The following is a 23,261-nucleotide window of genomic DNA, read 5'->3' on the forward strand; positions in this document are numbered from 1 at the left end:
GATTCGATCGCGGACTTCAGGTCGTTCGCCGACTCCAGCAGCGAGATGCCCGAGTACGCCTTGGTCGAGTCCTTGGTCTCCGCGACCAACGGGTTCCCCATGGACGACCTCCGATGACCAGGCCGGACGTTTCGTCAAACTTTCAAGCAAGGTAACAGGAGCTGAACAGTACGTGTCCGCTCCGCTACCCGAATGCCCGAAAATCCGCGAACGTCGGCCCGGCCGGGCAAGGCCGTGTGCTCACACCTCCGTGATGCGCGGCGACTCGAGGTACTTCACGAGGTTCGGGGGCGCGTAGGGCGGCGTCATGGTCTCGTGGCGGTAGCGCGCGCACGACGAGAGCGACTCCGACGGCGGGTCCACCACGCCGATTTCGCGGTGGACCGAGCCGAACCACTTGTAGAGCAGGGTCAGCGAGTCGTGCAGCACGCCGAGGTCGTCGGCGGGCGCCAGGCCGTCGAAGCCGTCCGGGGCGAAGACCAGCCCGCACTTCTCGGCCCTGCTCACCAGCCACTGCCGGGCGAGCGCCGACAGGCCCTGCTCGGGGTAGCCGCCGCCGACGTCGGAGTGCGCCCCGGCGAACCAGACCTGCTCGCGTTCCTGGCCGTTCGCGTCGGGCGAGGGCTGCCAGACGGCCGGGCGGAACGCCTTGCGGTGCTCGTCCACGGCCAGTGCCTGGAAGGCCGACTGCACGATCGACGTCAGCTGCGTGTCGTGGAACTGCCAGCGCCGGTTCAGCAGGTTGAGCAGGCGGCCGCCGCTGAGCGGGATGCCCAGCGCGCCCACGGTGTCCCAGACGCCGATGAACCGGATCGGCGTCACGTCCTCGTGCGAGAAGCTGTCGCGGAACTCCCGCGCCGCGGGGCTCGCCGGGCCGGTCGCCGGATCCCGGTCCCGGTAGAGCCGGTAGGCCTCGTCGACGCGGCTCGCGTGCCGGGGGAGGAGCACCCCGCAGTTGCGGATCATGCCCACGGCGCTGCGGGCGGTGTAGGCGCCGCGGCTGAAGCCGAAGAAGAACAGTTCGTCGCCCGGCTCGTAGTGCTCGACGACGAACCGGTAGGCGTCCCGGACGTTGGCGGACAGGCCCCAGCCGAACGCGCCGCCGGCCAGCCGGTCCCACAGCCGCTTCCCGGTCCCGACGCCCTCGTGGTAGTGCACGAGCTGCCTCGTCCCGGCCGGGTCCACCGCGGCGACGGCGTCCTTGACCTTGACGACGTTCGTCGGTGCCTTCTGGGTGAGTGAGTTCCAGGTGCCGTCACAGCAGACGACCAGTCGTTTCGCCATCGTTGCCTCCCCGGCGCCGGACATGCGTGAGTCGCCGCCGGGTAGGAGCGCGTTACTCGATTGCGTATGGGTAACTCATTCCTTGCGATACTTGCACTTGATGTCAATCGCCCACGTCCCTAGCGTCAGGGGCATGAACCTCACCGTCCTCGCGGCGTCCGGCCGGACCGGCCTCGAGCTCACCCGCGAAGCCCTCCGGCGCGGCCACACCGTCACCGCCGTCGCCCGCGACCCCGCCCGCATCGCCCTCCCCGACGGCCCCGGGCTGCGCAAAGCCGCGGCCGACGTGGCCGACCCGGCGAGCGTCGCCGCGGTCCTCGACGCGGACTCGGTCGTGCTGTCCGGACTCGGCACGGACCGCGCCGGGACGCTGCTGGCCGGGGCGGAGGCCGTGATCGCCGCCGGGCCGAAGCGGATCATCTGGCTGGGCGCGTACGGCACCGGCCCGTCCGCCGAGGTGGCGGGGGAAGCCGCCGGCGTGCTCGGGCCGCTCCTGGGCGACCGGCTCGGCGACAAGGTCGCGGCCGACACCGCCGTGCTCGCCGCCGGCGGCACGGTCTTCCACGCCGGAATGCTCGCCGACGGCCCGGAAGACCCCGAGCGGCGCACGGCGGGACTGGCCGAGGCGCCGCCGTTCGACCTCGGGGCGAAGGTCACCCGGGCGACCGTCGCCGCGGCCATGCTCGACGAGGCGGAAGAACCGCGGTTCGCCGGTGCGGTCGCGTTGCCGCTGGCCGGTTAGCCCGCGACGACCTCTTCGAGCGCCGCCGCCACCTGTTCGCGCAGCCAGGCGTGCGCCGGGTCGGAGTCGTAGCGCTGGTGCCAGGTGCAGCTGATCGGCGCCGCGGGGGCCTCCGCCGGCAGCGGGCGGGTGATCAGCCCGAACGCGTCGATCAGCGGGCGGCCGAGGAGCGCGGTGCAGGTGACCAGCACGTCGCCGCGCGCCGCGGTCTGCAGGGCCGTCGACACGGTGGCCACGGCCGCGACCACCCGGCGCTGCAGGCCTTCCGCGGCCAGCACGTCGTCGATCGGCGCGGTGAGCCGGCCGCGCCGGGAGACCAGGACGTGCGGGAACGCCGCGTAAGCGCGCAGGTCGAGGCCTTCGGCGCACGGGTGCCCGGCCCGCATCGCGACGACGAGCGTGTCGTGGCCGAGCACCTCGGACCGGAACTCGGGCAGCTCCGGGCGGCCACCGCCGAGTTCGAGGTCGACGCGGCCGTGGCGCAGGTCGTCGGTGTCGGCGGAGTTCTCGGCCAGCACCCGCAGCCGGACCCCGGGCGCCCGCTCCTGGAACCGGCCGGTGAGCACCGGGACCACGGACGCCGCCAGCGCGTCGTGGCACTGGATCGTGAAGGTGCGGTCCAGCTCCGCCAGGTCCAGCTCGCGGGACGGCGTCAGGACGTCGCGGGCCTGCCGGACCAGCCGGTGCACGTCCTCCCGGACCGCCAGCGCGTACGGCGTCGGCGCCATCGTGTGGCCGGTGCGCACGAGGATGTCGTCGCCGGTCACCTTGCGCAGCCGCCCGAGCGTGCGGCTCACCGCCGGGGACGACAGGTGCAGCCGCTCGGCGGCGCCCATCACGCTGCCCTCCTCGAGCAGCGCGTCGAAGACCGTGAGCAGGTTCAAGTCGAGGTGCACGACCGCAAGACAACCACAGGAGGAACCATGTCCCACGAACTGCTCGCCGCCGCCGTCCGCGAAGCGGGTGCCCGGATCCTGGCGCGCTACGCCGGTGACCCGCGGCCGCCCGGCCTGCCGGAGCTGCTGGCGAACCTGCACGACAACGACGCCGCCGTCGTCGACGTGCTGCGCCCGGCGCTGGCCGGCATCCGGCCGGACGCGCGCTGGCTCGACGACGAACACGGCGCCGGGCCGCTCGGACCGGGCGAGTGGTGGCTCGTCGACCCGGTCGGCGGCAACGTCAACGCGGTGCACGGGATGCCCGACTGGAACATCGGGGTCAGCCTCGTCCGCGACGGGCGCCCGGTGCTGTCGGCGGTGTACGCCCCGGTGCTCGACGAGCTGTTCACCGCGGAAGCCGGCGGCGGCGCGTTCCTGAACGGCGTGCCGCTGCGCGTCTCCGCCAAGACGTCGCTCGACGGCGCGCTCGCCGGCACCGGGCAGGCGAAACCCGGGCACGACGCCGAGTTCTTCGAGCGCATGGGCCGGTCGTTCACCGCGATGTCCGCCGCCGCGCTGTACGTGCGGATCTCGGTGCCGGTCAGCCACCAGCTCGCCCAGCTCGCGGCGGGCCGCATGGACGTGCACTGGCAGCTGGACAACGTCCGCTCGCACGCGGCGGGGGTGCTGCTGGTGCAGGAAGCCGGCGGCGTGGTGACCGACCTGGACGGCAAGCCGTGGGACCTCACGAGCGAGAGCTACCTCGCCGCCGCGCCCGGCGTGCACGCGGCGGCGCTGGCAGTCCTCACGGCGTGACGGGACCGTTGCTCGGAAGTCGTCCGGCCGCCGGTGGACCTTGGTGCGCACGTGCAGGACAGGCCTCAGGCCAGGCTGACCACGACCCCGGTCTGTCCCGACGGGACCTCGCCGTGCTGGGGGATCACCTTCCCCGCCGCATAGGTGCTGATGGTCAGCATCGGCAACCCGGGGTTGTCGACGAACGCGCACTCGTCGGCGCGGAGGTGTCCCGGCGGGGCGTACCCCGCGGCGACCACGGCGTCGATCTGCGCGCGAAGGACTTCTCCGGAATCGCCGGTCCGCAGGGTGACGACCCCCAGGCAGAGTGGTCCGTTGGCGCCGCCGCCGGAAAACGCGTCCAGCAAAACGGTGCCGGTGCGGGCCCCGACGCGATCCGCGACCGCGGAGAGGCGCGCGCGGCGTTCCCGTGACTTGCGCCAGAAGACCATGCCCGCACGTTATCCCGTCCGCGGGAGGCTCAGGGGGTCCGGAACGCCCGCCGGTACGCCCCCGGCGTAGTCCCCACCTGGTCACGGAACCGCCGGCGCAAGTTCACCGCCGACGTCAACCCGACCCGGGTCGCGATCGACTCCACCGGCAGGTCCGTGTTCTCCAGCAACGCACGGGCCTCCGTCACCCGGCGTGCCAGCAGCCACGCACCCGGGCTCGTCCCCAGCTGGTCGGTGAACCGGCGCGCCAGCGTGCGCGGGGAAACACCCGCCCGCGCGGCGAGATCACCGACCGACAACGCCGTTCCCAGGCGGTCGGCCGCCCAGTCCAAGAGGCCGTCCAACGCATCCGGGGACGCGGCCGGCGGGGCGAACTGCACCTGCCCGCCTTCGCGTTGCGGCGGCATCACCATGTGGCGCGCGACGAGAGCGGCGTGCGCCGCGCCGTGGTCCTTCCGGACCAGGTGCAGGCACAGGTCGATCCCCGCGCCCGCGCCGGCGCTCGTGGCCACGTCGCCGTGGTCCACGTACAGCACGTCCGGCTCGACGTGCACCCGCGGGAACTCGCGCCGCAGCTGGTCGGCGCGGGCCCAATGGGTCGTCGCCGACCGGCCGTCCAGCAGGCCCGTGCGGGCCAGGGCGAACACGCCCGAACAGATGGCCACCAGGCGGGCGCCGCGGGCGTGGGCGCGCAGCAGCGCACGGCGGACGCGCGCCGGCAACGGGGCTTCGAGCGGCGCCCAGCCCGGGATCAGCACGGTGTCGGCGGTGGCGAGCGCCGACAGTCCACTGGGGACGGACATCGCGTAGCCTGCCGTCGTCGGGACCGGGCCGGGGGTCTCCGCGCAGACGTCGAACTCGTAGTGCCGCGGAACGCCCGCCCGCGGCGTGCCGAAGACCTCGGCGGCGATGCCGAGCTCGAACGTCGACTGCACCGGCCGCACCAGTGCCACCACGCGATGCATGGCACGAAAGTACCCCAAGGTGTCTTCCCGGACACTGTCCACGGCCCGCCGCGGCCGGGCAGGGTGGCGGGCATGCACCCCGAGATCCTCGAGCAGGACGGCTACACCTCCGCCGCCGTCACGGAAGCCCCCGTCCGCGAACTGTTCCCCGGCATCCGCTTCCGTCCACTGTGGACCGGGAAGAACGGAGCGCACGCCGGGGTCCTGGAGATGGACGCCGGCACGGCGTGGCCGCGCCGGGACGTCCACGAACCCGGGCCCGAGGAGGTCTACGTCGTCGCGGGCACGTTCCACGACGGTGCCCGCGACCACCCCGCGGGCACCTTCCTGCACGCGCCGGCCGGGTCCTGGCACGTGCCCGCGAGCGCCACCGGCTGCACCCTGTTCCTCTTCTACCCGGAGGGCTAGAACGGGAAGTGGTTGTGCTGCCCGGCCACCGTGATCCACCGCGTGTCGGTGAAGGCTTCGACGCCCCACCGGCCGCCGAAGCGCCCGTAGCCGGTGGACTTCACGCCGCCGAACGGGGCCTGCGCTTCGTCGTCGATCGTCTGGTTGCCGACGTGGGCGATCCCGGTGCGCAGCCGCCGCGCCAGCGCCAGCCCGCGGCCCGCGTTCTCCGTGATGACGCCGGTCGTGAGCCCGTATTCGGTGTCGTTGGCGATCTCGACCGCCTCGTCGTCGCTGTCGACCGCGAGCACCGTGACGGCCGGGCCGAAGATCTCCTCGCGGAAGATCCGCATGTCCGCGGTGACGTGGTCCAGCACCGTCGGGGCGTACAGCGCGCCGGCCGCCGGACGGCCACCGGTGCGGACGCGGGCGCCCTGGGAAACCGCTTCCGCCACCAGTTCTTCGACGTGCCGGGCGCCGCGGGCGTCGATCGCAGGGCCGACGACCGTCGCCGGGTCCGCGGGATCGCCGTGCGGGAGCGCGCCGACCTTCGCGGCCAGCTTCGCCGTGAACTCCTCGGCGATCGAGCGGTGCACCAGGATCCGGTCGGTGGACATGCAGATCTGGCCGGCGTTGTGGAACGCGCCGAACGCGGCCGCGTCCACGGCGTAGCCCAGGTCGGCGTCGTCGAGCACCAGCAGCGCGTTCTTGCCGCCCAGCTCCAGCACGGCCGGCTTGAGGTGCTGCGCCGCGGTCGTGCCGATGATCCGGCCGACGCTCGTCGAGCCGGTGAAGTTGACGATCCGGACGCGGTCGTCGGCGATCAGCGCCTGCGCGACTTCGGCGGCGTCCTCGCGGGCGTTGGTGACGACGTTGAGCACGCCCGGCGGCAGCCCGGCGTCGCGCAGGAGGTCGGCGAGGAACAGCCCGCTCGCGATCGGCGCGTCCTCACTCGGCTTCAGCACGACGGTGTTGCCCACCGCCAGCGGCACCGCGATCGACCGCACACCCAGGATCAGCGGCGCGTTCCACGGCGAGAACGCCGCGACCACCCCGGCGGGCTCCCGCACGGCCAGGGACAGCTGCCCGGGCGTGTCGGTGGTCAGCACTTCGCCCAGCGGCTGGGTGATCGCGGCCGCGGCCTCGCGCAGGATGTTCGCGGCCAGGCCGGCGTTGAACCGCGCCCAGGGAGCGGCCCCGCCGACTTCGCCGGCCATCAGGGTGACGGCGTCGGCGGCGCGCGCGTCGAGGAGTTCGGCCGCCTTCAAGAAGATCGTGCGCCGTGCCGAGGGTGCGGTGGCCGCCCAGCCGGGGAACGCGCGGTGCGCGGCCTCGACGGCACGGGCGACGTCGGCGGGCCGCCCGGCGGCGACGGTCGCGTACACCTCGCCGGTGTACGGGCTGGTGTCCTCGGTGGTGCGCCCGCCCTCGGCGGGCACCTCCTTGCCGTCGATGAACAGTTCGCGGTGCAGGGTCATGCCCCGAGACTGGTGTGCGCGCGGCCGGGGCCGGGCGGGCGATTCCACTGAGCGGAAGAGTAGTTCAAGGCTCAATCAATGGCGGATCTGGCAGAGTGGCCGCATGGGGGAGAACTTCGCGGCCGCCGTGGCCGCTGCCGTGCCCGTCGTCCGAGCCGCCCTCCCGCCCGCGCCGGCCGCGGCGCTGGGCCGGCTGGCGCTCGAACCGCCACCGCGGTTCCCGGACTGGCCCGAAGCCGAGGTCGTGCGCTCGCTGCGGTCCGTGCCGTCGTGGGTCGTCGAGCGCGTGCACGGGGCGGTCGAGCTGACGCTGGCGTCGTTGACGATCCCGGCGCCCCCGGTCACCGGGGAACTCACGCCGCCGCAGTCCGGCTCGTTCGGCTTCCTCTCAAGCGACAGCGAAGCGGAAGCGGTGCGGGAAGCGCGGCTGCTGATCCAGTTCCGGCCCGACCTGATCGACCTCGTGGCGGACCTGACCGCGGCCGTCACGGCCGACGAAGCCCTCGCGCCGTTCCTGACCGCCGAAGGCGACGAAGCGGCGATCGCGGCCGCACACGGCGCTGCCCACCTTTCGATCGCGCTGGTGACGACGGCGATTGCGGCGCGCGAGGCCGGGCAGCCCGGGATCGCGGCCATCGTGGGGATCGCGCTCGGCGTGGCGGCCGGGCGGCTCCGCGCGACGCCGATGCCCGCCGGGTACGCCGCAGCCGTCCGTGAGAAGGAACGCGCCGAGTACCGGCTGCCCCGTTCCGGGACCACGTTCGTGGACGTCCGCGACCACGTGTTCGCCTTGACCGAAGGCGCTTTCCCGGCGTTCGGCGACTTCGCCGAGAACGGCCTGGCGGAAGCCGCCGCCGGGGGTGTGGTGATCCGCGCCGGCACGGAGGCGGGCTCGGTGCGCGTCGGCGTCCGCGTGCTCGCCGAGCCGCCCGCCGAAGCGGAGACGCACGGCTGGGAAGAGGTCGTGGACCTGTCCTGGCGCGCGGAGCACGGCGGGGCGGCGCTGGCGCCGTCGGCGGGGGTGGGCGTGACGACGCCGCCGTGGCCCGGCGAGTACCGCGTCCGCGTGCACGCCTACGGCCGCGACGACCCGGAGGAGGAGAGCTACGACGTCTGGGTCTGGGCGGCGCCCGCGGAACCGGCCCGGGTGCACGCCCGCGCGGACCGCCTCGGTCACCGCCTGCGCGGCGAGCCCGAACCGGCGCTCGTGGACCGGCCGGAGGTGCGCTACCGCTGGATCCGGCGCTCCAACCTGGCGGTGGCGGCGACGGTCACGGTGGTCACCGGCCTGCCCGTCGCCGAGGTGGTGCGCGGCTTCGGCGCGGACCCGGACCGGCCGGAAGCCTTGGCCGAGCTGAGGCCGGCGTACGCCGACCCGTGGCTGGCGGCGCTGGACCTCGGCGGCGTCGTGCTGGTGATCGAGGAGAACGGTTACCTCGGTTCGCACGAAGAGGTCCTGACGGCGGTGTCGAGGACGGGCCGGGCGGCGAGCATGTTCTGGAACGTCAACGCGGTGACGAGGCTGTCCTTCGCCCGCGGCGGCGAGGTGCTGGCGTCGTTCGAGCCGGGACTGGGGGAGCCGGCCGCCGACCCGGAGGTGACGGCGGCGCTCGCGGGCCTCGACCTGGCGGACTACCGCGACCTCGACGAGAAGGGCCTCGTGGCGGTGGAACGGTTCACCGGCCGCGGACTCCACGCCGAAGACCTGGAGGACATCGAGCGGGCCGGGGTGGCGTACCGGATCCCGGGCTAGGCCGGTCGCCCGCCGCGGCAGCAGCGCACCGTGAACCCACCATCGCCCGGCCCGGCTCGATACAGGCCCTAGGTGTATTTGGCCAGGACGTTGGTAGCGGAAGCTCTGGTTGATGTGAGGAGAGCCTCCGGCTGAGGTGTGGCTTGTCTAGGACCCACGCCAACCGGAGGCTCTCCTGTCTCACCGTAACGCCCGGACCACACCCACGCGATCGCCTAATTCGCCGGCTGCGGCATCACCCGGATCGAACGGCTGATGACCGACAACGCCTGGGCCTACAGGTGGTCGTTGCGTGAAGTCTGCGCCGAACACGGCATTCGGCAGAAGTTCATCAAGCCTCACTGCCTCTGGCAGAACGGCAAGGTCGAACGTCTCAACCGCACGCTGCAAACCGAGTGGGCCTACCGCCGGGTCTTCGCCAGCAACACCGAACGCACGGCAGCTCTTGCACCCTGGCTCGAGCACTACAACACTCAACGCCGCCACAGCGCACCCGGAGGTCACCCACCCATCAGCCGACTGCCACCAACCTGATGGCCGAATACACCTAGGCGAGCAGGCCCGTCAGCAACACCCCGGTCAACCGCCGGGCCGCCGGCAGCGCGCGTGCCGACGTGATCGCCATCAGCGCCACCCGGACGTCGTCGACCGAGACTCGCGGCCGGAGGACTCCCTCGGCGCCGGCTCGCTCGACCAGCCGCGCGAACGCTTCGGCGTGGTCGCGGCGCCGCTCGGCGAAGGCCGCGCCGCCCAGTGCGCCGACGAGTCCGCGCTCCGCGACCTGCCATTCGCCGAAGCGGTGGAACGTCCGGGTCAGCGCGCGGCGGCTGTCGGGGTCGGCGAGCGCCGCTCGCAGCTGCCGCTCGCACCGCCGCACCTGGCCGTCGAGCACGGCCGCGAGGAGATCGTCGCGCGACGGGAAGTGCCGGTGGACCGTCGCCGGCGCGAGGCCGGCGCGCCGGGCGATCTCGCGCACCGGCAGGTCCACGCCGTCCCGCGCGAACGCCGTGTGCGCCACCGACACCAGGTGCCGCCGGTTGTGCTCGGCGTCCGCCCGGCGCTTGTGCGTCAGTTCGTCCCGCACGGCTCTCACTTCCCGTTCGTCACCGGTGATCACTTCTACCGTAGGCGCATCCGAGGTGAGGAGCGCTCGTGTTCGCAGTCCGGTTCGAACGGTTCGGCCCGCCCGAAGTCCTGTCCCTCGGCTCCCTGCCGGAGCCGCACGCCGGCCCGGGTGAGGTCCGGATCCGCGTGCGGGCGGCCGGGGTCTCGCCGGTCGACCTGGCGATCCGCGCCGGGGAGTCGCGCTCGCCGATCGCGTTGCCGCACATCCCCGGCGTCGACGCGGCGGGCGTGGTCGACGAGGCGAACGCCGACGGCGTCGCGGTGGGCGACGAGGTCTTCGGCGCGGTCGACGTCGCCCGGCTCGGCGGGGCGAGCGCCGAGTTCGCCGTCCTCGCGTTCTGGACGGCGAAACCGCCGTCGATGTCCTGGGAGCAGGCCGGTGGCGCCGCGTCCGGCGTCGAGACGGCGACCCGCGCCCTCGACCTGCTCGACGTCCGCGCCGGCTCGACCCTGCTCGTCGACGGCGCGTCCGGCGGGGTCGGCAGCCTCGCCGTCCTCCTGGCGCTGGCTCGCGGCGCCCGCGTGGTCGGCACGGCCGCGCCGGCCGGCCAGGACTTCCTCGCCGAGCTGGGGGCGAGCCCCGTCCCCTACGGCCCCGGCCTGCGCGGACGTGTCCCGGGGCGGGTCGACGCGGCCCTCGACGTCGCCGGCCGGGGTTCGCTGCCGGAGCTGGTCGAGCTGACGGGGACGCCGTCGAAGGTGGTCACGCTGGCCGACTTCAGCGGCCCGGAGCACGGCGTCCGCGTTTCCGTCGGTGCGCTGGGCGGCCAGCCGGACGGGCGCCACGGCCTCCCGCACGCCGCCGCGCTCTTCGAGGAAGGCCGGTTCTCCGTGCCGCTGCAGGCCGTCTTCCCCTTGGCGGAAGCCGCCGCGGCCCACGCCGTCACCGGGCCGCGGCGGGGCAAGATCGTGCTCCGGGTCCAGGCGGGCGCGGAAATCGGTTCGAGCAGCAGCCGCGAGCGGTTCATCTCCGTGGAGACCGGGTCGCTGGGCGCCGACGCCGGTTCGTAGCCCGGGTCCGGCTCGATGCGCAGCTCCGGCACCGGGACGAGGGCCCGCGTTCCCCGCGGCGGTTCTCCGCGTCCAGGCGGACTCGGCGCCCAGCGCAGCAGGGCACGCAGCGCCGGTCACCGGGCGGGGCCCGCTCGGTCAGCCGGTAGGCCCTGGCGTCGTCGCGGCCGAGCACGCCTTCCCGCACCAGGGTCCGGCGCGTCACCCGGGCCGGTCGCGGCGATCGGCGGCACGGGAACCGTGAGCCACCCGGAGATCGCCGCGACGCTCGAGCGCGCGCCCGGCCGGCCGGTCCGCTCTCAACCGGCCGGCGCGGCGGCGTGGCAGCGGGAGCCGGAGGGGTCCGCGAACCCGGTGAGCACGCGGGAGGTGAGGGTCCGCATCCCGGCGGTGGCGGCGACCGCCGGGCCGACGATGCCCGTCGAGCCCGGCGGCTTCGAACGCCTCACCGGCCGGTCACCGCGGCTCGCACGGGCAGCCGTCAGCGCGCGATCTCGTCGACCAACGCCGCGAGCTCGGCCGGCCGCGCCAGGAACGGGGAGTGTCCGCCGGGCAGGTGCCGGACCACCTTCACCCGCCCGCCCTCGATGGCGCGTTCGATGATCACCCCGGGCAGGCTCCGGTCGTCGTCGCAGACGATCAAAGCCGACGGGATGTCCCGCCAGGCCGCCCGGGTCAGCTCCTCGGTGAACGCCTTCGCGCTCTGCGGCCGCAGCCGGGCCACCGCTTCGCGCGCCCGATCCGCCGGGACGTCGTGGTAGTACGCCTCCGAAGGCTCGCCGCCCGGTGCGAAGTCCGCGTCCGGTGGGAACCACGGCCCGCCCAGGGGCGAGACCACCGATTCGCCCTCTTCGAGCACGTGCGCCGCGAGGTAGACGAGCTGCCGGACGTTCGGGCCCGCGGCCTCGGTGGCCGGGACGCCGCCGTAGGAGTGCGCGAGCAGCGTCACCGGGCCGTCGAGCTCCGCCAGGTGCGCCCGCACGGCGTCGGCGTCGGCGTGCATCCCGGCCGCCGGGTCGCCGGACGTGCTCGGGAGGTCCACTGTGGACACCGTCCAGCCGCGGTTCTGCAGCTCGGGGACGAGCAGCTCCCAGCACCAGGGTCCGTGCCAGGCGCCGTGGACGAGCACGAGGTTCATGGTTTCCTCTTTCATGCGGTGAACAACGACCAGTTCTCGGCGTGGGCGAAGCCCATGTCCGCGTAGAGGGGCACGCCCAGCGGGCTGGCGTGCAGGAACGCCGTCCGCGCGCCGACGGTGTACGCCTCGCGCAGCACGGCGGCGGTCGCGGCCCGGCCGTAGCCGCGGCGGCGGTAGCGGGGCGGGACGCCGATGTTGAACACGCCCACCATGTCACCCACCAGCACGCCGAACGACGTCGCCACCGGGGTGCCGTCGAGCTCGGCGACGTAGCCGCGCATGGTCGGGTGGTCGAGCACCGACGGCCGGGCGAAGACGGCGAACAGCGCGTCCGGGCCTTCGTACCCGGCGGCCATCGTGGTCCGGTAGCTGTCACTGTCCACACCGGACACGGGCCGCACCTCGAGGCCGTCGGGATCGGTGCCGTGGCCGGCGTCGATGTCCTTCACCATGAAGGGCAGCAGCGACCGCTGGTTCAGGCCGTGGGCGGCCGCGGTGGCGACGATCCGGTCGTCGACCCGCTCGCCGCGCACCTGGACGCTCCACGCCGCGCCCGCCAGCCGCGGTGAGTCCGCGAATTCGGCGATTTCGGCCGGGTCCGGTTCGGCGGCGACGCTGATGACGCCGTTGAGCAGGGGCATCGGCGCCCCCGAAACCAGCTCGGCGGTCCCTGCCGCGCCCTCGCGGAAGGAGCCGCCCGGCTGGGTCCCGGCGAACAGCGCCATGGCGCCGATCCAGGCCCGTGCGGCCCGGTCGGTCGTGCCGTTTTCCATCGTTTTCCTTTTCTCTCGCGGTGACGCCTGATGCGTAACCTGCCAAACTGGTCACATGGAGCACGCGTTCCCCTGCGGCCACCTCGCGCTCGACTTCGCGGGCACGCTGAAGGCGCGGCGCACCGCCGTGCCGCGGGAAGCGCTGCGCACGCCCCGCGACCTCGACGCCTGGTTCACCGGGTCCGGCGTCGCCGATCGCGCCCCGGGCTGCCGTCCCGCCGACCTCGCCGCCGCGGTCGCCCTGCGCGAGGCCGGCTACGCCCTGGTCCGCGCCCGTCTCCTCCGCGAACCCGGCCCCACCGCCGCGATCGGGGTGCTCAACGCGGCGGCGGCGCGGCCACCCGCCGTCCCGCGGCTGGGCCGGCGCGGGCGGACGGTGTCGGCGACGCCGGAGCAGGCGCTGTCCACCGTGGCCCGCGCCGCCGTCGACCTCCTCGGCGGCCCGGAAGCCGAGCTGCTGCGGGAATGCGGCCGTCCCGAGTGCACCCAGGTCTACCTGGACACTTCGCGCGGCGCGCGCCGCGAGTGGTGCGCGATGGCCACCTGCGGCAACAAGATGAAGGCGCTGGCCCACCGCGCCCGGCAGCGCGGCAACCCGCCGTTGAGCCCGGCGCGCCTGGGTGCGTAGGTCATGCCCTCACGCTAGGGCTGCGGTGTGGACGTTCGATCTACGCCGCGGCGGCGGCGTAAACCGCACGTACACACCGCGGGCTGTCACACGGCGCGCCCCACCGGTGTCTTGAGGGCGTCCACCCGACGACACCAGTGAGGACCAAGCCATGGAAACCCGCCTCGACCTGTTCACCACCGAAACCGGCGCCCGGCTCGGCAAGCGGTTCGCCGCGCTCGGCCAGGTGATCGAGCGGTCGCCGCTGCCGGCGGCCACCCGGGAGCTGGTCAGCCTCCGGGCCAGCCAGATCAACGGGTGCGGCTGGTGCATCGACATGCACACCAAGGAAGCGGCGGCCGCGGGGGAGACGGCCGTCCGGCTCAACCTCGTCGCCGCGTGGCGGGAGTCGACCGTGTTCACCGAAGCCGAGCGGGCCGCGCTCGCCGTGGCCGAGGAGGGCACCCGCCTCGCGGACGCCTGCGAAGGCGTGTCCGACGGAACCTGGGCGCGGATGCGCGAGCACTACGACGACGAGCAGGCCGCCGCGCTGGTCGCGTTGGTCGCCCTGATCAACGCGGCCAACCGGCTGGCCGTGCTCGTGCACCAGAAGGGCGGATCCTACGAACCGGGGATGTTCGCCGCGTTCGGTGAGTGACGCTTCAGCAGCGTGGCGAGGACGGTGCCGACCACGACCACGGGGACGATCGCGAGGAACGCCCCGCCGATGTGGCCGGCCACGTCGTCGCCCAGCAGGGTGCCGAAGACGGCCACCCCGAAGGCCGCGCCGATCGACCGGGCGAACGTGACCACCGCGCTGGCGGCCCCGATGTCCGCTGACGGCACCGCGTTCTGCGCCGCCGTCAGCGCGACCATCGGGACCATGCCGATGCCGATCCCGGTGACGAGGAAGTAGCCGAGCACGGCGAGCTGCGCGGTGCCGGGCGCCAGCGTGCTCAGCAGCAGGAGCCCGGCGACGTTCAGCGCGAGCCCGGTCACCAGGACCGGCCGCACCCGCGCCGGGTCCGCCACCCACCGCCCGGCGAAGGACTGGCTGACGACCAGCCCGAGCACCAGCGGCAGCAGGTGCACGCCGGACAGGGTCGCCGACACGCCGTCGACGACCTGCAGGTACGTCGGCAGGTACACCAGGACGCTGAACATCGCGACGTTGGCGATGAACCCGACGAGTGCGGCGATGACGACCGTCCGCGAGGCGAACATCGCCGGCGGCAGCACGGGGGCCGCGGCCCGGCGTTCGACCGGGATCACCAGGGCCACCAAGGCGATCGCCGCGACGACGAGCACCAGGGTGCCCGGCGCGGTCCAGCCCCACCGGGGCCCGAAGGAGGTGATGAGGACCAGCGCGGTGGCCGCGCCGGCCAGCAGCAGCGCGCCGGGGTAGTCGATGCGGGCCGTGGACTTCTTCCGCGCGGGGGCGGGCAGGGCGCGCGCGGCGAGGACCACGGCCACCAGCCCGACCGGCACGTTGACCAGGAACGCCCACCGCCACGAGAGGTGGTCGGTGAACAGGCCGCCCAGCAGCGGGCCGGCGATGCTGGCGACGCCGTAGACCGAGCCGAACCGGCCCTGGTACCGGCCGCGTTCGGCGGGCTCGACGATGTCGCCGACGAGCGCGAAGGTCAAGACGATCATCCCGCCGCCCGCGAGGCCCTGCAGGGCGCGGGCGGCGACGAGCTGCGGCAGGTCCTGGGCCAGGCCGCAGAGCGCGGAGGCGAGCAGGAACGCCGTCGTGGCGACGAGGTACAGGCGCTTGCGCCCGAGCATGTCGCCGAGCTTGCCCCACAGCGGCGTGGCGGCGGTCGAGGCGAGCAGGTAGGACGCGGTGATCCAGGCGATGTCGCGGAACCCGCCGAGGTCGGCGGCGATCTTGGGCAGGGCGGTGGCCACGATGGTCTGGTCCAGCGCGGCCAGCAGGACGGCGAGGAAGAGGGCCGCCACGGCCGGGCGCACTGCGGGTCTGGCGGGGGTGTCGACGCTCATCGGTCTTTCTTTTCCGGAACGGTGATGGTCTTGTATTCGGTGTAGGTGCCGAGCCCGACAGCGCCGTATTCGCGGCCGAGGCCACTGGCCTTGAAGCCGCCGAACGGGCCGTCGAAGCCGATCGGCGCGCCGTTGACGGTGACGGTGCCGGTCCGGATGCGGCGCGCGAAGGCCAGCGCGTGCGCCGGGTCGGCCGACCACACCCCGCCGGAGAGGCCGTATTCGGAGTCGTTCGCGATGCGGACCGCGTCGTCCTCGTCGTCGTAGGGGAGGACGACCAGGACCGGGCCGAAGATCTCCTCCTGCGCGATGCGCATCGACGGGTCGACGTCGGCGAACAGCGTGGGCGTCACGTAGTTGCCCGCTTCCAGCCCGGCCGGGACCTCGGCGCCGCCGGTGACGAGCCGGGCGCCCTCCTCGACGCCGGTGCGGACGTAGTCGAGCACGCGCTGCTGCTGGTCCCGGCGGATCATCGGCCCGATGAACGTCTTTTCGTCGGCGGGGTCGCCGACCGGAAGCGATTCGATCAGGTCCTTCAACCCGGCGACCACCTCTTCGTAGCGGCTGCGCGGCGCGAGGACGCGCGTCTGCGCGATGCACGATTCGCCGTTGTTGAGCAGGGAACCGAACTTGACGCCCTGGATCGCCGCGCCGAGGTCGGCGTCGGGCAGGAACACGACGGCGGACTTGCCGCCGAGTTCGAGGCTGACCCGCTTGAGCTGCTCGCCGGCCAGCGACGCGATGCGGCGGCCGGCGCGGGTCGACCCGGTGAACGCGATTTTGTCGATGTCCGGGTGCTTCACCAGGTGCTCGCTGGTTTCGCGGTCCGCGGGCAGCACGCTGACGACGCCCTCGGGCAGCCCGGCGTCCGCCAGCAGGTCCGCGAGCAGGCTCATGCTGAGCGTGTTCTCGGGCGAAACCTTGAGGACGACGGTGTTCCCGGCGAGCAGCGCGGGGATGATCTTGGCCAGCGCCGAGGAGAACGGCGAGTTCCACGGGATGACCGCGGCCACCACGCCGACCGCCTCCCGCCGCACGACCGACCGGAACGGCGCGGCGGGGTCCGACGGCTCGAGCGTCTGCTCCCAGCCGAACTCCTCGGCCGCCTTGAGGTAGGCGTTGGCCTGCCGGGTCAGCCCGGGCTGACCGGCCTGGGTGAACCACAGCGCCGAGCCGTTCTCCGCGGAGATGAGCGCCGCGATTTCGGCGGCGCGCTGCTCGCGCAGGGCGGTCAGCCGCCGGATCACGGCGATCCGTTCCGCGGGCGCGGTTCGCGGCCACGGGCCTTCGTCGAAGGCCAGCCGGGCGGCCGCGACGGCCCGGTCGACGTCGGCGGGCAGCGCCTGCACCGCGCGGCCGAGCACCGAGTTGTCGTGCGGCGAAACGATGTCGAGCGGCTCGGTGCTGCTCGGGGTGGTCCACGCGCCGCCGACGAAGAGCTGGTTCCGGGTGATCACTGGCTTCCTCCTGTGCCGTCTTCTGTCTCAACAATGTAGCACTTAACTCGGCGAAGCAGCGCACGTGTGAGACGGTGCACAGACGTACCCGGGTGACGTACACGCACGGCGTCACCCGACGCTCGCGAGCGCGCGCGGCACCGGCTTAACCTCCCGCCCATGCACCGCCGGGCACCCGTGGCCGAACCGAAAGCGCGGCTCACCGTCCTCGGGCCGCCCGGCGCCGTCGACGGGGACGGCACCGGGCTGGACCTCGGTTCCCCGCAACAGCAAGCCGTGCTGCTGGCGCTGCTCGCCGGCGGCGGCCGGTTCGTGCCGACCGGCGAGCTGATCGACGGCCTCTGGGGCGAGCGCGCGCCGGCCACCGGGGAGGCGGTCGTCCGCACGTACATCTCACGGCTCCGGCGCGTGCTCGCCGGGCACGGCCTCGGTGCGGCGATCCACTCCCGGGCCGGCGGCTACCTGCTCGACCCGGCGGCGTTCGCGGTCGACGCCACCGAGTTCACGCGGCTGGCCGAGGCGGCCCGCCGGGACCGCGCGGCCGGGAACGCGGCCGCGGCGGCGGAGCGGCTGGAGGAGGCGCTCGCGCTCTGGACCGGCACCGCGCTGGCCGGGGTCCCCGGCGAGGCGGCCGAACGGGAGCGGGCACGCCTGGAACGGCTCAAGCTGCTCGCCACCCAGGACCTGCTCCGGCTGCGCCTCGACCTGGGCCGGCACGCCGAAGTGGTGGCCGAGGTGCCCGCGCTCATCGAGCTCAACCGGCTCGAAGAACCGCTGTACGAGATCCACCTGCTCGCCCTCGACCGCGGCGGCCGGCGGGCCGAGGCGCTGGCTGTCTACCGCGCGGTCCACGACCTGTTCGGCCGGGAGCTGGGCATCGCGCCCGGACCCCGGCTGCGCGAGATCCACGAAGGGATCCTGCGGGCCGGGGAACCGCGGCGGGCCCCGGCCGGGCGGGCGCGGTGGTTCGTCGGCCGGGACGCCGAGCGCGCCGCCTTCGCCGCCGTGCTGAACCGCGGCGGGACGCTCTTCCTCCGCGGTCCCGCGGGGATCGGCAAGTCGACCCTGCTGCGCCGGTTCGCCGACGACGCCGCGGCCGCCGGGCGCCCGGCGTGGCTGCTCCACGGCCTGACGACCGCCGAACTGCGGAGCCGGCTCGAGCAGGTCGCCCTGGACGCGCCGAGCCCGGTCCTGCTCGTCGACTCGTTCGAGCGGCACCGCGAACTCGAACCCTGGCTGCGCGAGGACTACCTCCCCGGGCTGCCGGGCGACGCCGTAGTCGTCGTGGCCGGGCGGCACGGACCCGGTGTCGCCTGGCGGACGGACCCGGCGTTCGCCGGCACGCTGACCGTCCGGCACCTGGAAGCCCTCGGCCCGGCGGAATCGGCGGCACTGCTGGAAGCCCGGGGGATCGCGCCCGGGCTCGGTGTGTCCATTGTGGACTTCGCCGCGGGGCACCCGCTCGTGCTCGCGCTGGCCGCCGAGGTCGGCCGGGACCTGACGGGCACCGGGCAGCCGGCCCGGCGTGAGGCCGTGCGGTACGTCGTCGACACCGTGCTGGAGGTCCTGCTCGACGACGTGCCCACTGCCCGCCACTGGCAGGCCCTGTACGTGTGCGCGCACGCCCGCTACACGACCGAAGACCTGCTGCGCGTGGCGATTCCGGACGGCGACGCCGCCGAGCTGTTCGACTGGCTGCGGGCACAGCCCTGCGTCGGGACGCCGGGCCACGGCCTGGACGTCGACGGGGTGCTGCGGGCCGCCTTGGACGCGCACCTGCGCTGGCGCGACCCGGCCGGCTACGCGCGGATGCACCGGCGGATCCGCGACCACGCCTTCACGACGCTCCTGCGTGAGGTCACCGAACCGGAGGCGGCCGTGGCCGTCGTGCGGACCCTCGGTCACCTGTGCGGCGGAGTCCTGCGCCGGTCGGTCTCGGTGGCCGGGGAAGCGGGCGTGCGGGCCTCCGTCGTGACGCCGGCCGAGCACGACGAGCTCGTCGCGCTGGCCCGCGACACCCACGGCGAGGCCGCCGCCGCGTCCGTCCGGCGCTGGCTCGACCGCCGTCCCGAAGCGTTCACGGTCCTGCGCGGGGACGGCCGCGTGCGGGCGTTCCTGAGCCGGCTGACGTTCGGCGATCTCGACGAACTGGCCGGCGACCCGGTGCTCGCGGCGATCCGGCGGGACGCGGACTTGCCGGCGGGCAAGCACCTCGCCGTCACGCGGCACCTGATCGGCCCGGCCGGCCCCGGCCCGGTCACCGACGTCCTGCTGGCGCGGTTGCTGCGCGACTGGCTCCACGACCCCGGGCTGGCGGCCTCGTACGTCGTCGTGCGACGGGAGTGGTGGGAACCGCTGCTGGAGTACCTGGGCCACGGCGAGATCGGCCCGCCGCACGCGGAGTTCGCCGTCTACGGGTACGACTGGCTCGCCGACCCGCCCGCTCGCTGGCTGGAGCGCCACGTCGAGGACGAGCTGCGGGACCGCGTGAACCTCTTTCAGCCGAACGTGAAGGAGTAGGCCTGCGTGCCGGGGCTGAGCGACAACGTCAGCTCGCCGGGCCCGGCCTGCTTGTCCAGCACGGTGTACAGCGTCGGCGGGCCGTCGACCGCGATGGTGCGCGTGCCGTCCACGGTCACCGTTCCCGTCCCGCCGAGGACGAGGTGGACGGACGTCGCGCGGAAGGACAGCCGCAGCCGGGCGCCGGGACCTGCGGTCAGGTGCTCGGGATCCGCCGTCCACGTGCCGTCGAGCGCGAAGGTGTCGCGGTCGACGGCCGCGGGGAAGGTGTAGCCGCGGGTCTGCCCGGTCGCGACGAGGCTGCCGCTGGTCGCGAGGGGAGCGTGTGCGGCGCCGAGGTACGTCTCGGGGGTCAGCGCGCCGGCCGGGGTCGTGTCGGGGACGTCGGTGGGCCGGGGGAGCGAGGGCGTTCCGGCGTCGGTGAGCGCGGCGCGGATCTGCTCTTCGAAACCGGCGTACCCGCCTTCGCCGAAGCTGGTGCGCCGGACCTGCCCGGTCGCGTCGACGAGGTAGGCGGCGGGCCAGTACTGGTTGCCGTAGGCGGTCCAGGTGGCGTAGTCGTCGTCGATCGCGACCGGGTAGGTGACGCCGAGGGCTTTCGCCTGGTCGGCGACGTTGGCGGGGTCGTGCTCGAAGGCGAACTCCGGGGTGTGCACGCCGACGACCGTCAGCCCGGCGTCGCGGTAGGCGTCGGACCACCGTTCGAGGTGCGGGAGGGCGCGCTGGCAGTTGATGCAGCTGTAGGTCCAGAAGCTGACCACCACGACCTTCCCGCGCAGCGCCCGCAGTGACACGGGTTGCCCGCCGGGGGTGTTGAGCCAGGTGGTGATGCCGGTGAACTCCGGGGCGTGGGTCAGCCGGTCGAGCTGCTCGGTGCCGACGGCCCGCTGCGCGGCGGCCGTGTAGTCGGGCACGGCGCGCTGCAGCGGCGCGGCGAGGTCGAACGCGGTGACGGCGGCGACCAGCAGCAGAGCGGCCCCGGTGGCGGCGCGCAGCCCGCGCGCGTGCGCCCGCAGGAACCGCGCGCGGCGGGCGAGCGCACCACCGGAGGCGGCGAGCACGAGCAGCGGAATCCCCGTGCCCACACCGAAGGCGGCGGTCAGCAGCAGGCTGTCGAACCCGATCCGGTGCGTCGCCCCGACGACGGCGATGGTGGCCAGCACCGGTCCCGCGCACGGCACGTACACGAGACCCAGCGCGAGACCGGTGGCAAACCCGCCCCGGCCGGGCGCGGCGGCCCGCCCGCGCAGCCGCGCGAACGGCCGTTCCAGCAGCTCGCCGGCGCGTGGGACGAGCAGCCCGATCCCCAGCAGCACCAGCGCCGCGATCCCGGCGTCCCGCACCAGCCCGGTGGGCAACCCGAGTGCGGCGAGCACGAGCGAACCGAAGAGCGTCGTGAGGCTGAAGCTGGTCACCAGCCCGCCGACGACACCCCAAGGCCGGCGCGCACCGGCGGTCAGCACGACGGGCAGGACGGGCAGCACGCACGGCGAGACGCTGGTGACGATCCCGGCGAGCAGGCCGGCGAGCACGAGGGTGGGCACGAGCCGAACTTAGCCGTGTTCGTAACCGGTCTGGCTGGTTACGAATCGACGGTAAGGCTTTCGTCATGGTCTCAGCGGTGTGACGGTTGTCCGTTGGAGGGCGACAGCGGAGAGTATGTTGAGGGGGTGAGAGCCGACGCCGCGCGCAACCTCGAACTCCTCCTGACCACAGGCGCCCGCATGCTCGCCGACGACCCGGCCACGAGCATCGCGGCCATCGCCACGGCGGCGGGCGTGGACCGCCGCACGGTGTACCGCCGTTTCACCGGCCGCGAAGAACTCCTGACGGCGGTGTACGAGGCCCGGTTGGACGCGATCGAGACGGCCATCGAGGCGGCCAGGCTCGAGGAGGCCCCGGTGGCGGTGGCCCTGCACCGGTACGTCGAGGAGATCGTGGGCGTCAACCGCAAGTGGCCGGCGGAGCTGGCGACGATGCGCACGGACCCGGCGATCTGGGAGCGCCGGCTTCGGTCGGTCGAGGCAGTGGACCGGTTCCTGCAGCGGGCGACCGAGGAGGGGTTGATCCGGGGTGGGGTGCCGGAGCGGTGGCCGGGGAACGTGCTCGGCCAGCTGGTGCACCTGGCGACGCGGGAGATGCCGGGGTTGAGCGACGCTCAGGCGGCGGACGTCATCGTGGACACGTTCCTGCGGGCGTTCGGAACGGAGAGGTAGCCGGCCGCGGCCGAACACCCGCCGGCTCGGTGCATTGGCGGCCGTACTCGGCCAACTCATGTGCTTGGCCGACCTGCCCGCTGCCCGCTTCGCCGGCCTGGCCGGCCCCCTTGGCTCATTTCCCGCCCGCCGCCCCGCCGCCCCGCCCGGTCGGCTCCCGCGACCCCCAAAAAACCCCACCCCAGCGCGTATACCGACTATCGGCACCCTCTCCCTAAACTCCACCGGATGCCCGACCCCACCTACGATCCCGAACTCGCCGCCCTCCTCCCCGCCCTCTCCGGCCAAGTCCCCGTAGGCATGACCGCCGACCAGCTCGCCCACTACCGCGCACTCCCGTTCCCCACCATCGACGAGCAGATCGGCGACCGCCCGGTCACCTGGGCCGACCACACCATCCCCGGGTACGGCGGCGCCGGCATCACCGTCTCCGTCATCGAACGCGCGGACGGCCGCCGCAGTGGGCTCGGGATCTACCACGCCCACGGCGGAGGGATGGTGATGGCCGACCGGTTCGCCTCCGTCCACCCGCTGATCGACTGGGTTCTGGAGCACGACGCCGTCGCCGTCACCGTCGAGTACCGGCGTGCGCCCGAACACCCCGATCCCGTGCCCGTCGAGGACTGCTACGCCGGTCTGAAGTGGACGGCCGCGCTCGGGTTCGGACGGCTTGTCGTCTTCGGTGGCAGCGGGGGAGCCGGGCTCGCCGCCGGTACGGCCCTGCTCGCGCGGGATCGCGGGGGCCCCGCGATCACCGGCCTGCTGCTCCAGTGCCCGATGCTCGACGACCGGAACGAGACCGTCTCCGCGCGCCAGTACGACGGCGTCGGTGTCTGGGACCGGACCAGCAACCTGACCGCCTGGACGATGGTCCTCGGCGACCGCCGCGGGACCGGCGACGTCTCGCCGTACGCGGCTCCGGCCCGGGCGACTGACCTCGGTGGACTGCCGCCGGTGTTCGTCGACGCCGGGGCCGTCGAGGTGTTCCGGGACGAGGCCGTCGCCTTCGCGAGCGCGGTCTGGGCCGCCGGGGGCGAGGCCGAACTGCACGTCTGGGGCGGTGCGTTCCACGGCTTCCACGACATCGCCCCGGAATCGGCCGTCGCCGAGGCGTGCGTGGCCGCGCGGGAGTCGTGGCTGCGGCGGCTGCTCGCGCGGCCCGCCTGAGCGCCGGGGCCGCCGGTCGGTCACCATGGTGCGGTGTCCGAAACCCCCGCGGGCCGGCCCGGGCCCGGCCTGCTGTACCTGGTGAAACAGCTCGAGCTCGTCGTCCGGGCCCGGCTGGACGAGGTGCTGCGCCCGGTCGCGCTCACGCCGTTGCAGTACACCGCGCTCACCGTGCTGGAGCGGCGCTCGGGCCTCACGACGGCGGAGCTGGCGCGCAACTCGTTCGTCACCGATCAGGCGATGGCCGACATGGTGGTCGCGCTCGAACGGCAGGGCTTCCTCGCGCGGGACGGCGACCCGCGCGACCGGCGCCGCCGCGTGCTCCGGCTGACCGGCCCCGGTGCCGACGTCCTCGACCGCGTCCGCGACGACGTGGCCGCGGTCGAAGAACGGATGCTTTCCAAGCTGGACGCCGGTGACGCCACCCGGTTCCGGGACTACGTCGTCGCCTGCCATTCGGCGCTGTCGGACCGGCCGTCCCACTGAATAAGTACAGGAAACCTGTACAT

22 protein-coding genes and 2 pseudogenes are annotated in these 23,261 nt (G+C 74.0%); 12 read left to right on the top strand and 12 right to left on the bottom strand.

The features are described 5' to 3' along the window. Positions 1–240: 240 nt before the first annotated feature. Positions 241–1,284, bottom strand: coding sequence for a DUF2235 domain-containing protein (locus AB0B33_RS12910; protein WP_247022894.1), 1,044 nt, complete (start codon positions 1,282–1,284; stop codon positions 241–243). Between the two features lie 133 nt (positions 1,285–1,417). Between AB0B33_RS12910 and AB0B33_RS12915 the strand changes: the two genes are divergently transcribed. After that, the gene (locus AB0B33_RS12915; RefSeq protein WP_360770406.1) at positions 1,418–2,026 is read left to right on the top strand and encodes an NAD(P)H-binding protein; all 609 of its coding nucleotides are present in this window, start codon (positions 1,418–1,420) and stop codon (positions 2,024–2,026) included. Here AB0B33_RS12915 and AB0B33_RS12920 read toward each other — a convergent pair. Next, positions 2,023–2,922, bottom strand: a complete 900-nt coding sequence (locus AB0B33_RS12920) for a LysR family transcriptional regulator (protein WP_247022896.1) — start codon at positions 2,920–2,922, stop codon at positions 2,023–2,025. The two genes, AB0B33_RS12915 and AB0B33_RS12920, sit on opposite strands and share 4 nt — an antisense overlap. 27 nt (positions 2,923–2,949) lie before the next feature. Here AB0B33_RS12920 and AB0B33_RS12925 point away from each other — a divergent pair, with 27 nt between their 5' ends. Then, positions 2,950–3,720 (top strand): inositol monophosphatase, encoded by a 771-nt coding sequence (locus tag AB0B33_RS12925; protein WP_360770408.1) that lies wholly within the window; start codon positions 2,950–2,952, stop codon positions 3,718–3,720. Positions 3,721–3,785: 65 nt separating this feature from the next. Here AB0B33_RS12925 and AB0B33_RS12930 read toward each other — a convergent pair whose 3' ends face one another. Both AB0B33_RS12930 and AB0B33_RS12935 read right to left on the bottom strand, forming a co-directional pair. Then, positions 3,786–4,151: a hypothetical protein gene (locus tag AB0B33_RS12930; RefSeq protein ID WP_360770411.1), complete on the bottom strand. Its 366-nt coding sequence runs from the start codon at positions 4,149–4,151 to the stop codon at positions 3,786–3,788. 29 nt (positions 4,152–4,180) lie between these two features. Further along, positions 4,181–5,116 carry a helix-turn-helix domain-containing protein gene (locus AB0B33_RS12935; protein WP_360770414.1) on the bottom strand — a complete coding sequence of 312 codons (936 nt, stop codon included), beginning with the start codon at positions 5,114–5,116 and terminating at the stop codon, positions 4,181–4,183. 72 nt (positions 5,117–5,188) lie between these two features. Between AB0B33_RS12935 and AB0B33_RS12940 the strand changes: the two genes are divergently transcribed. Next, positions 5,189–5,524 (top strand): cupin domain-containing protein, encoded by a 336-nt coding sequence (locus AB0B33_RS12940; protein ID WP_247022900.1) that lies wholly within the window; start codon positions 5,189–5,191, stop codon positions 5,522–5,524. Here AB0B33_RS12940 and AB0B33_RS12945 read toward each other — a convergent pair. Then, entirely contained in the window at positions 5,521–6,981 is a 1,461-nt protein-coding gene (locus AB0B33_RS12945) for an aldehyde dehydrogenase (RefSeq protein WP_360770416.1), read from the bottom strand. The two genes, AB0B33_RS12940 and AB0B33_RS12945, sit on opposite strands and share 4 nt — an antisense overlap. A 103-nt stretch (positions 6,982–7,084) precedes the next feature. Between AB0B33_RS12945 and AB0B33_RS12950 the strand changes: the two genes are divergently transcribed. Then, entirely contained in the window at positions 7,085–8,734 is a 1,650-nt protein-coding gene (locus AB0B33_RS12950) for a DUF6461 domain-containing protein (RefSeq protein WP_360770419.1), read from the top strand. A 207-nt stretch (positions 8,735–8,941) separates the two neighbouring features. Further along, positions 8,942–9,268, top strand: a pseudogene (locus tag AB0B33_RS12955) (integrase core domain-containing protein); the annotation flags it as partial. Between the two features lie 13 nt (positions 9,269–9,281). Here AB0B33_RS12955 and AB0B33_RS12960 read toward each other — a convergent pair. Continuing rightward, positions 9,282–9,818, bottom strand: coding sequence for a helix-turn-helix domain-containing protein (locus AB0B33_RS12960; RefSeq protein ID WP_360770422.1), 537 nt, complete (start codon positions 9,816–9,818; stop codon positions 9,282–9,284). A gap of 68 nt (positions 9,819–9,886) precedes the next feature. On the opposite strand from AB0B33_RS12960, the pseudogene AB0B33_RS12965 reads away from it, so the two are divergent. After that, a pseudogene (locus AB0B33_RS12965) lies at positions 9,887–10,774 on the top strand (NADP-dependent oxidoreductase); the annotation flags it as partial. A gap of 395 nt (positions 10,775–11,169) precedes the next feature. On the opposite strand, the gene AB0B33_RS12970 reads toward AB0B33_RS12965, so the two are convergent. From AB0B33_RS12970 to AB0B33_RS12980, 3 genes are read right to left on the bottom strand one after another with little or no spacing between them, the layout of a single operon-like run. After that, complete coding sequence (locus AB0B33_RS12970; protein ID WP_360770424.1) at positions 11,170–11,319, bottom strand: hypothetical protein; 150 nt, start codon at positions 11,317–11,319, stop codon at positions 11,170–11,172. A 32-nt stretch (positions 11,320–11,351) separates the two neighbouring features. Next, on the bottom strand, positions 11,352–12,008 hold the full coding sequence (locus tag AB0B33_RS12975) for an alpha/beta hydrolase (protein ID WP_360770427.1): 657 nt from the start codon (positions 12,006–12,008) through the stop codon (positions 11,352–11,354). 11 nt (positions 12,009–12,019) lie between these two features. Next, positions 12,020–12,781, bottom strand: a complete 762-nt coding sequence (locus AB0B33_RS12980; protein WP_360770430.1) for a GNAT family N-acetyltransferase — start codon at positions 12,779–12,781, stop codon at positions 12,020–12,022. 55 nt (positions 12,782–12,836) lie between these two features. On the opposite strand from AB0B33_RS12980, the gene AB0B33_RS12985 reads away from it, so the two are divergent. Together AB0B33_RS12985 and AB0B33_RS12990 are read left to right on the top strand one after the other, a co-directional pair. Next, on the top strand, positions 12,837–13,409 hold the full coding sequence (locus tag AB0B33_RS12985) for an ABATE domain-containing protein (RefSeq protein WP_360770433.1): 573 nt from the start codon (positions 12,837–12,839) through the stop codon (positions 13,407–13,409). A 151-nt stretch (positions 13,410–13,560) separates the two neighbouring features. Next, on the top strand, positions 13,561–14,046 hold the full coding sequence (locus tag AB0B33_RS12990) for a carboxymuconolactone decarboxylase family protein (RefSeq protein WP_360770435.1): 486 nt from the start codon (positions 13,561–13,563) through the stop codon (positions 14,044–14,046). Here the strand turns inward: AB0B33_RS12990 and AB0B33_RS12995 are convergent. Next, positions 14,010–15,392, bottom strand: coding sequence for an MDR family MFS transporter (locus AB0B33_RS12995; RefSeq protein ID WP_360770438.1), 1,383 nt, complete (start codon positions 15,390–15,392; stop codon positions 14,010–14,012). The genes AB0B33_RS12990 and AB0B33_RS12995 overlap by 37 nt on opposite strands. Beyond that, positions 15,389–16,849, bottom strand: coding sequence for an aldehyde dehydrogenase (locus AB0B33_RS13000; protein WP_360770440.1), 1,461 nt, complete (start codon positions 16,847–16,849; stop codon positions 15,389–15,391). The genes AB0B33_RS12995 and AB0B33_RS13000 overlap by 4 nt, the downstream gene beginning before the upstream one ends. Before the next feature lie 159 nt (positions 16,850–17,008). Between AB0B33_RS13000 and AB0B33_RS13005 the strand changes: the two genes are divergently transcribed. Next, positions 17,009–19,369: a BTAD domain-containing putative transcriptional regulator gene (locus tag AB0B33_RS13005; RefSeq protein ID WP_360770443.1), complete on the top strand. Its 2,361-nt coding sequence runs from the start codon at positions 17,009–17,011 to the stop codon at positions 19,367–19,369. Here the strand turns inward: AB0B33_RS13005 and AB0B33_RS13010 are convergent. Beyond that, the gene (locus tag AB0B33_RS13010; RefSeq protein ID WP_360770445.1) at positions 19,348–20,913 is read right to left on the bottom strand and encodes a cytochrome c biogenesis protein DipZ; all 1,566 of its coding nucleotides are present in this window, start codon (positions 20,911–20,913) and stop codon (positions 19,348–19,350) included. The two genes, AB0B33_RS13005 and AB0B33_RS13010, sit on opposite strands and share 22 nt — an antisense overlap. Before the next feature lie 126 nt (positions 20,914–21,039). Between AB0B33_RS13010 and AB0B33_RS13015 the strand changes: the two genes are divergently transcribed. The 3 genes from AB0B33_RS13015 (at position 21,040) to AB0B33_RS13025 (ending at position 23,238) form a co-directional block, all read left to right on the top strand. Then, the gene (locus AB0B33_RS13015; RefSeq protein WP_360770448.1) at positions 21,040–21,585 is read left to right on the top strand and encodes a TetR family transcriptional regulator; all 546 of its coding nucleotides are present in this window, start codon (positions 21,040–21,042) and stop codon (positions 21,583–21,585) included. A 228-nt stretch (positions 21,586–21,813) separates the two neighbouring features. After that, a complete protein-coding gene (locus AB0B33_RS13020) occupies positions 21,814–22,752 on the top strand; it encodes an alpha/beta hydrolase fold domain-containing protein (protein WP_360770450.1) in 939 nt (312 codons plus the stop codon). A gap of 33 nt (positions 22,753–22,785) precedes the next feature. Beyond that, positions 22,786–23,238 (top strand): MarR family transcriptional regulator, encoded by a 453-nt coding sequence (locus AB0B33_RS13025; protein ID WP_360770452.1) that lies wholly within the window; start codon positions 22,786–22,788, stop codon positions 23,236–23,238. Positions 23,239–23,261: the final 23 nt, after the last annotated feature.

The sequence above is a fragment of the Amycolatopsis sp. NPDC049159 genome, assembly GCF_040648295.1.
In the GTDB taxonomy this organism is placed as follows: domain Bacteria; phylum Actinomycetota; class Actinomycetes; order Mycobacteriales; family Pseudonocardiaceae; genus Amycolatopsis; species Amycolatopsis pretoriensis_A.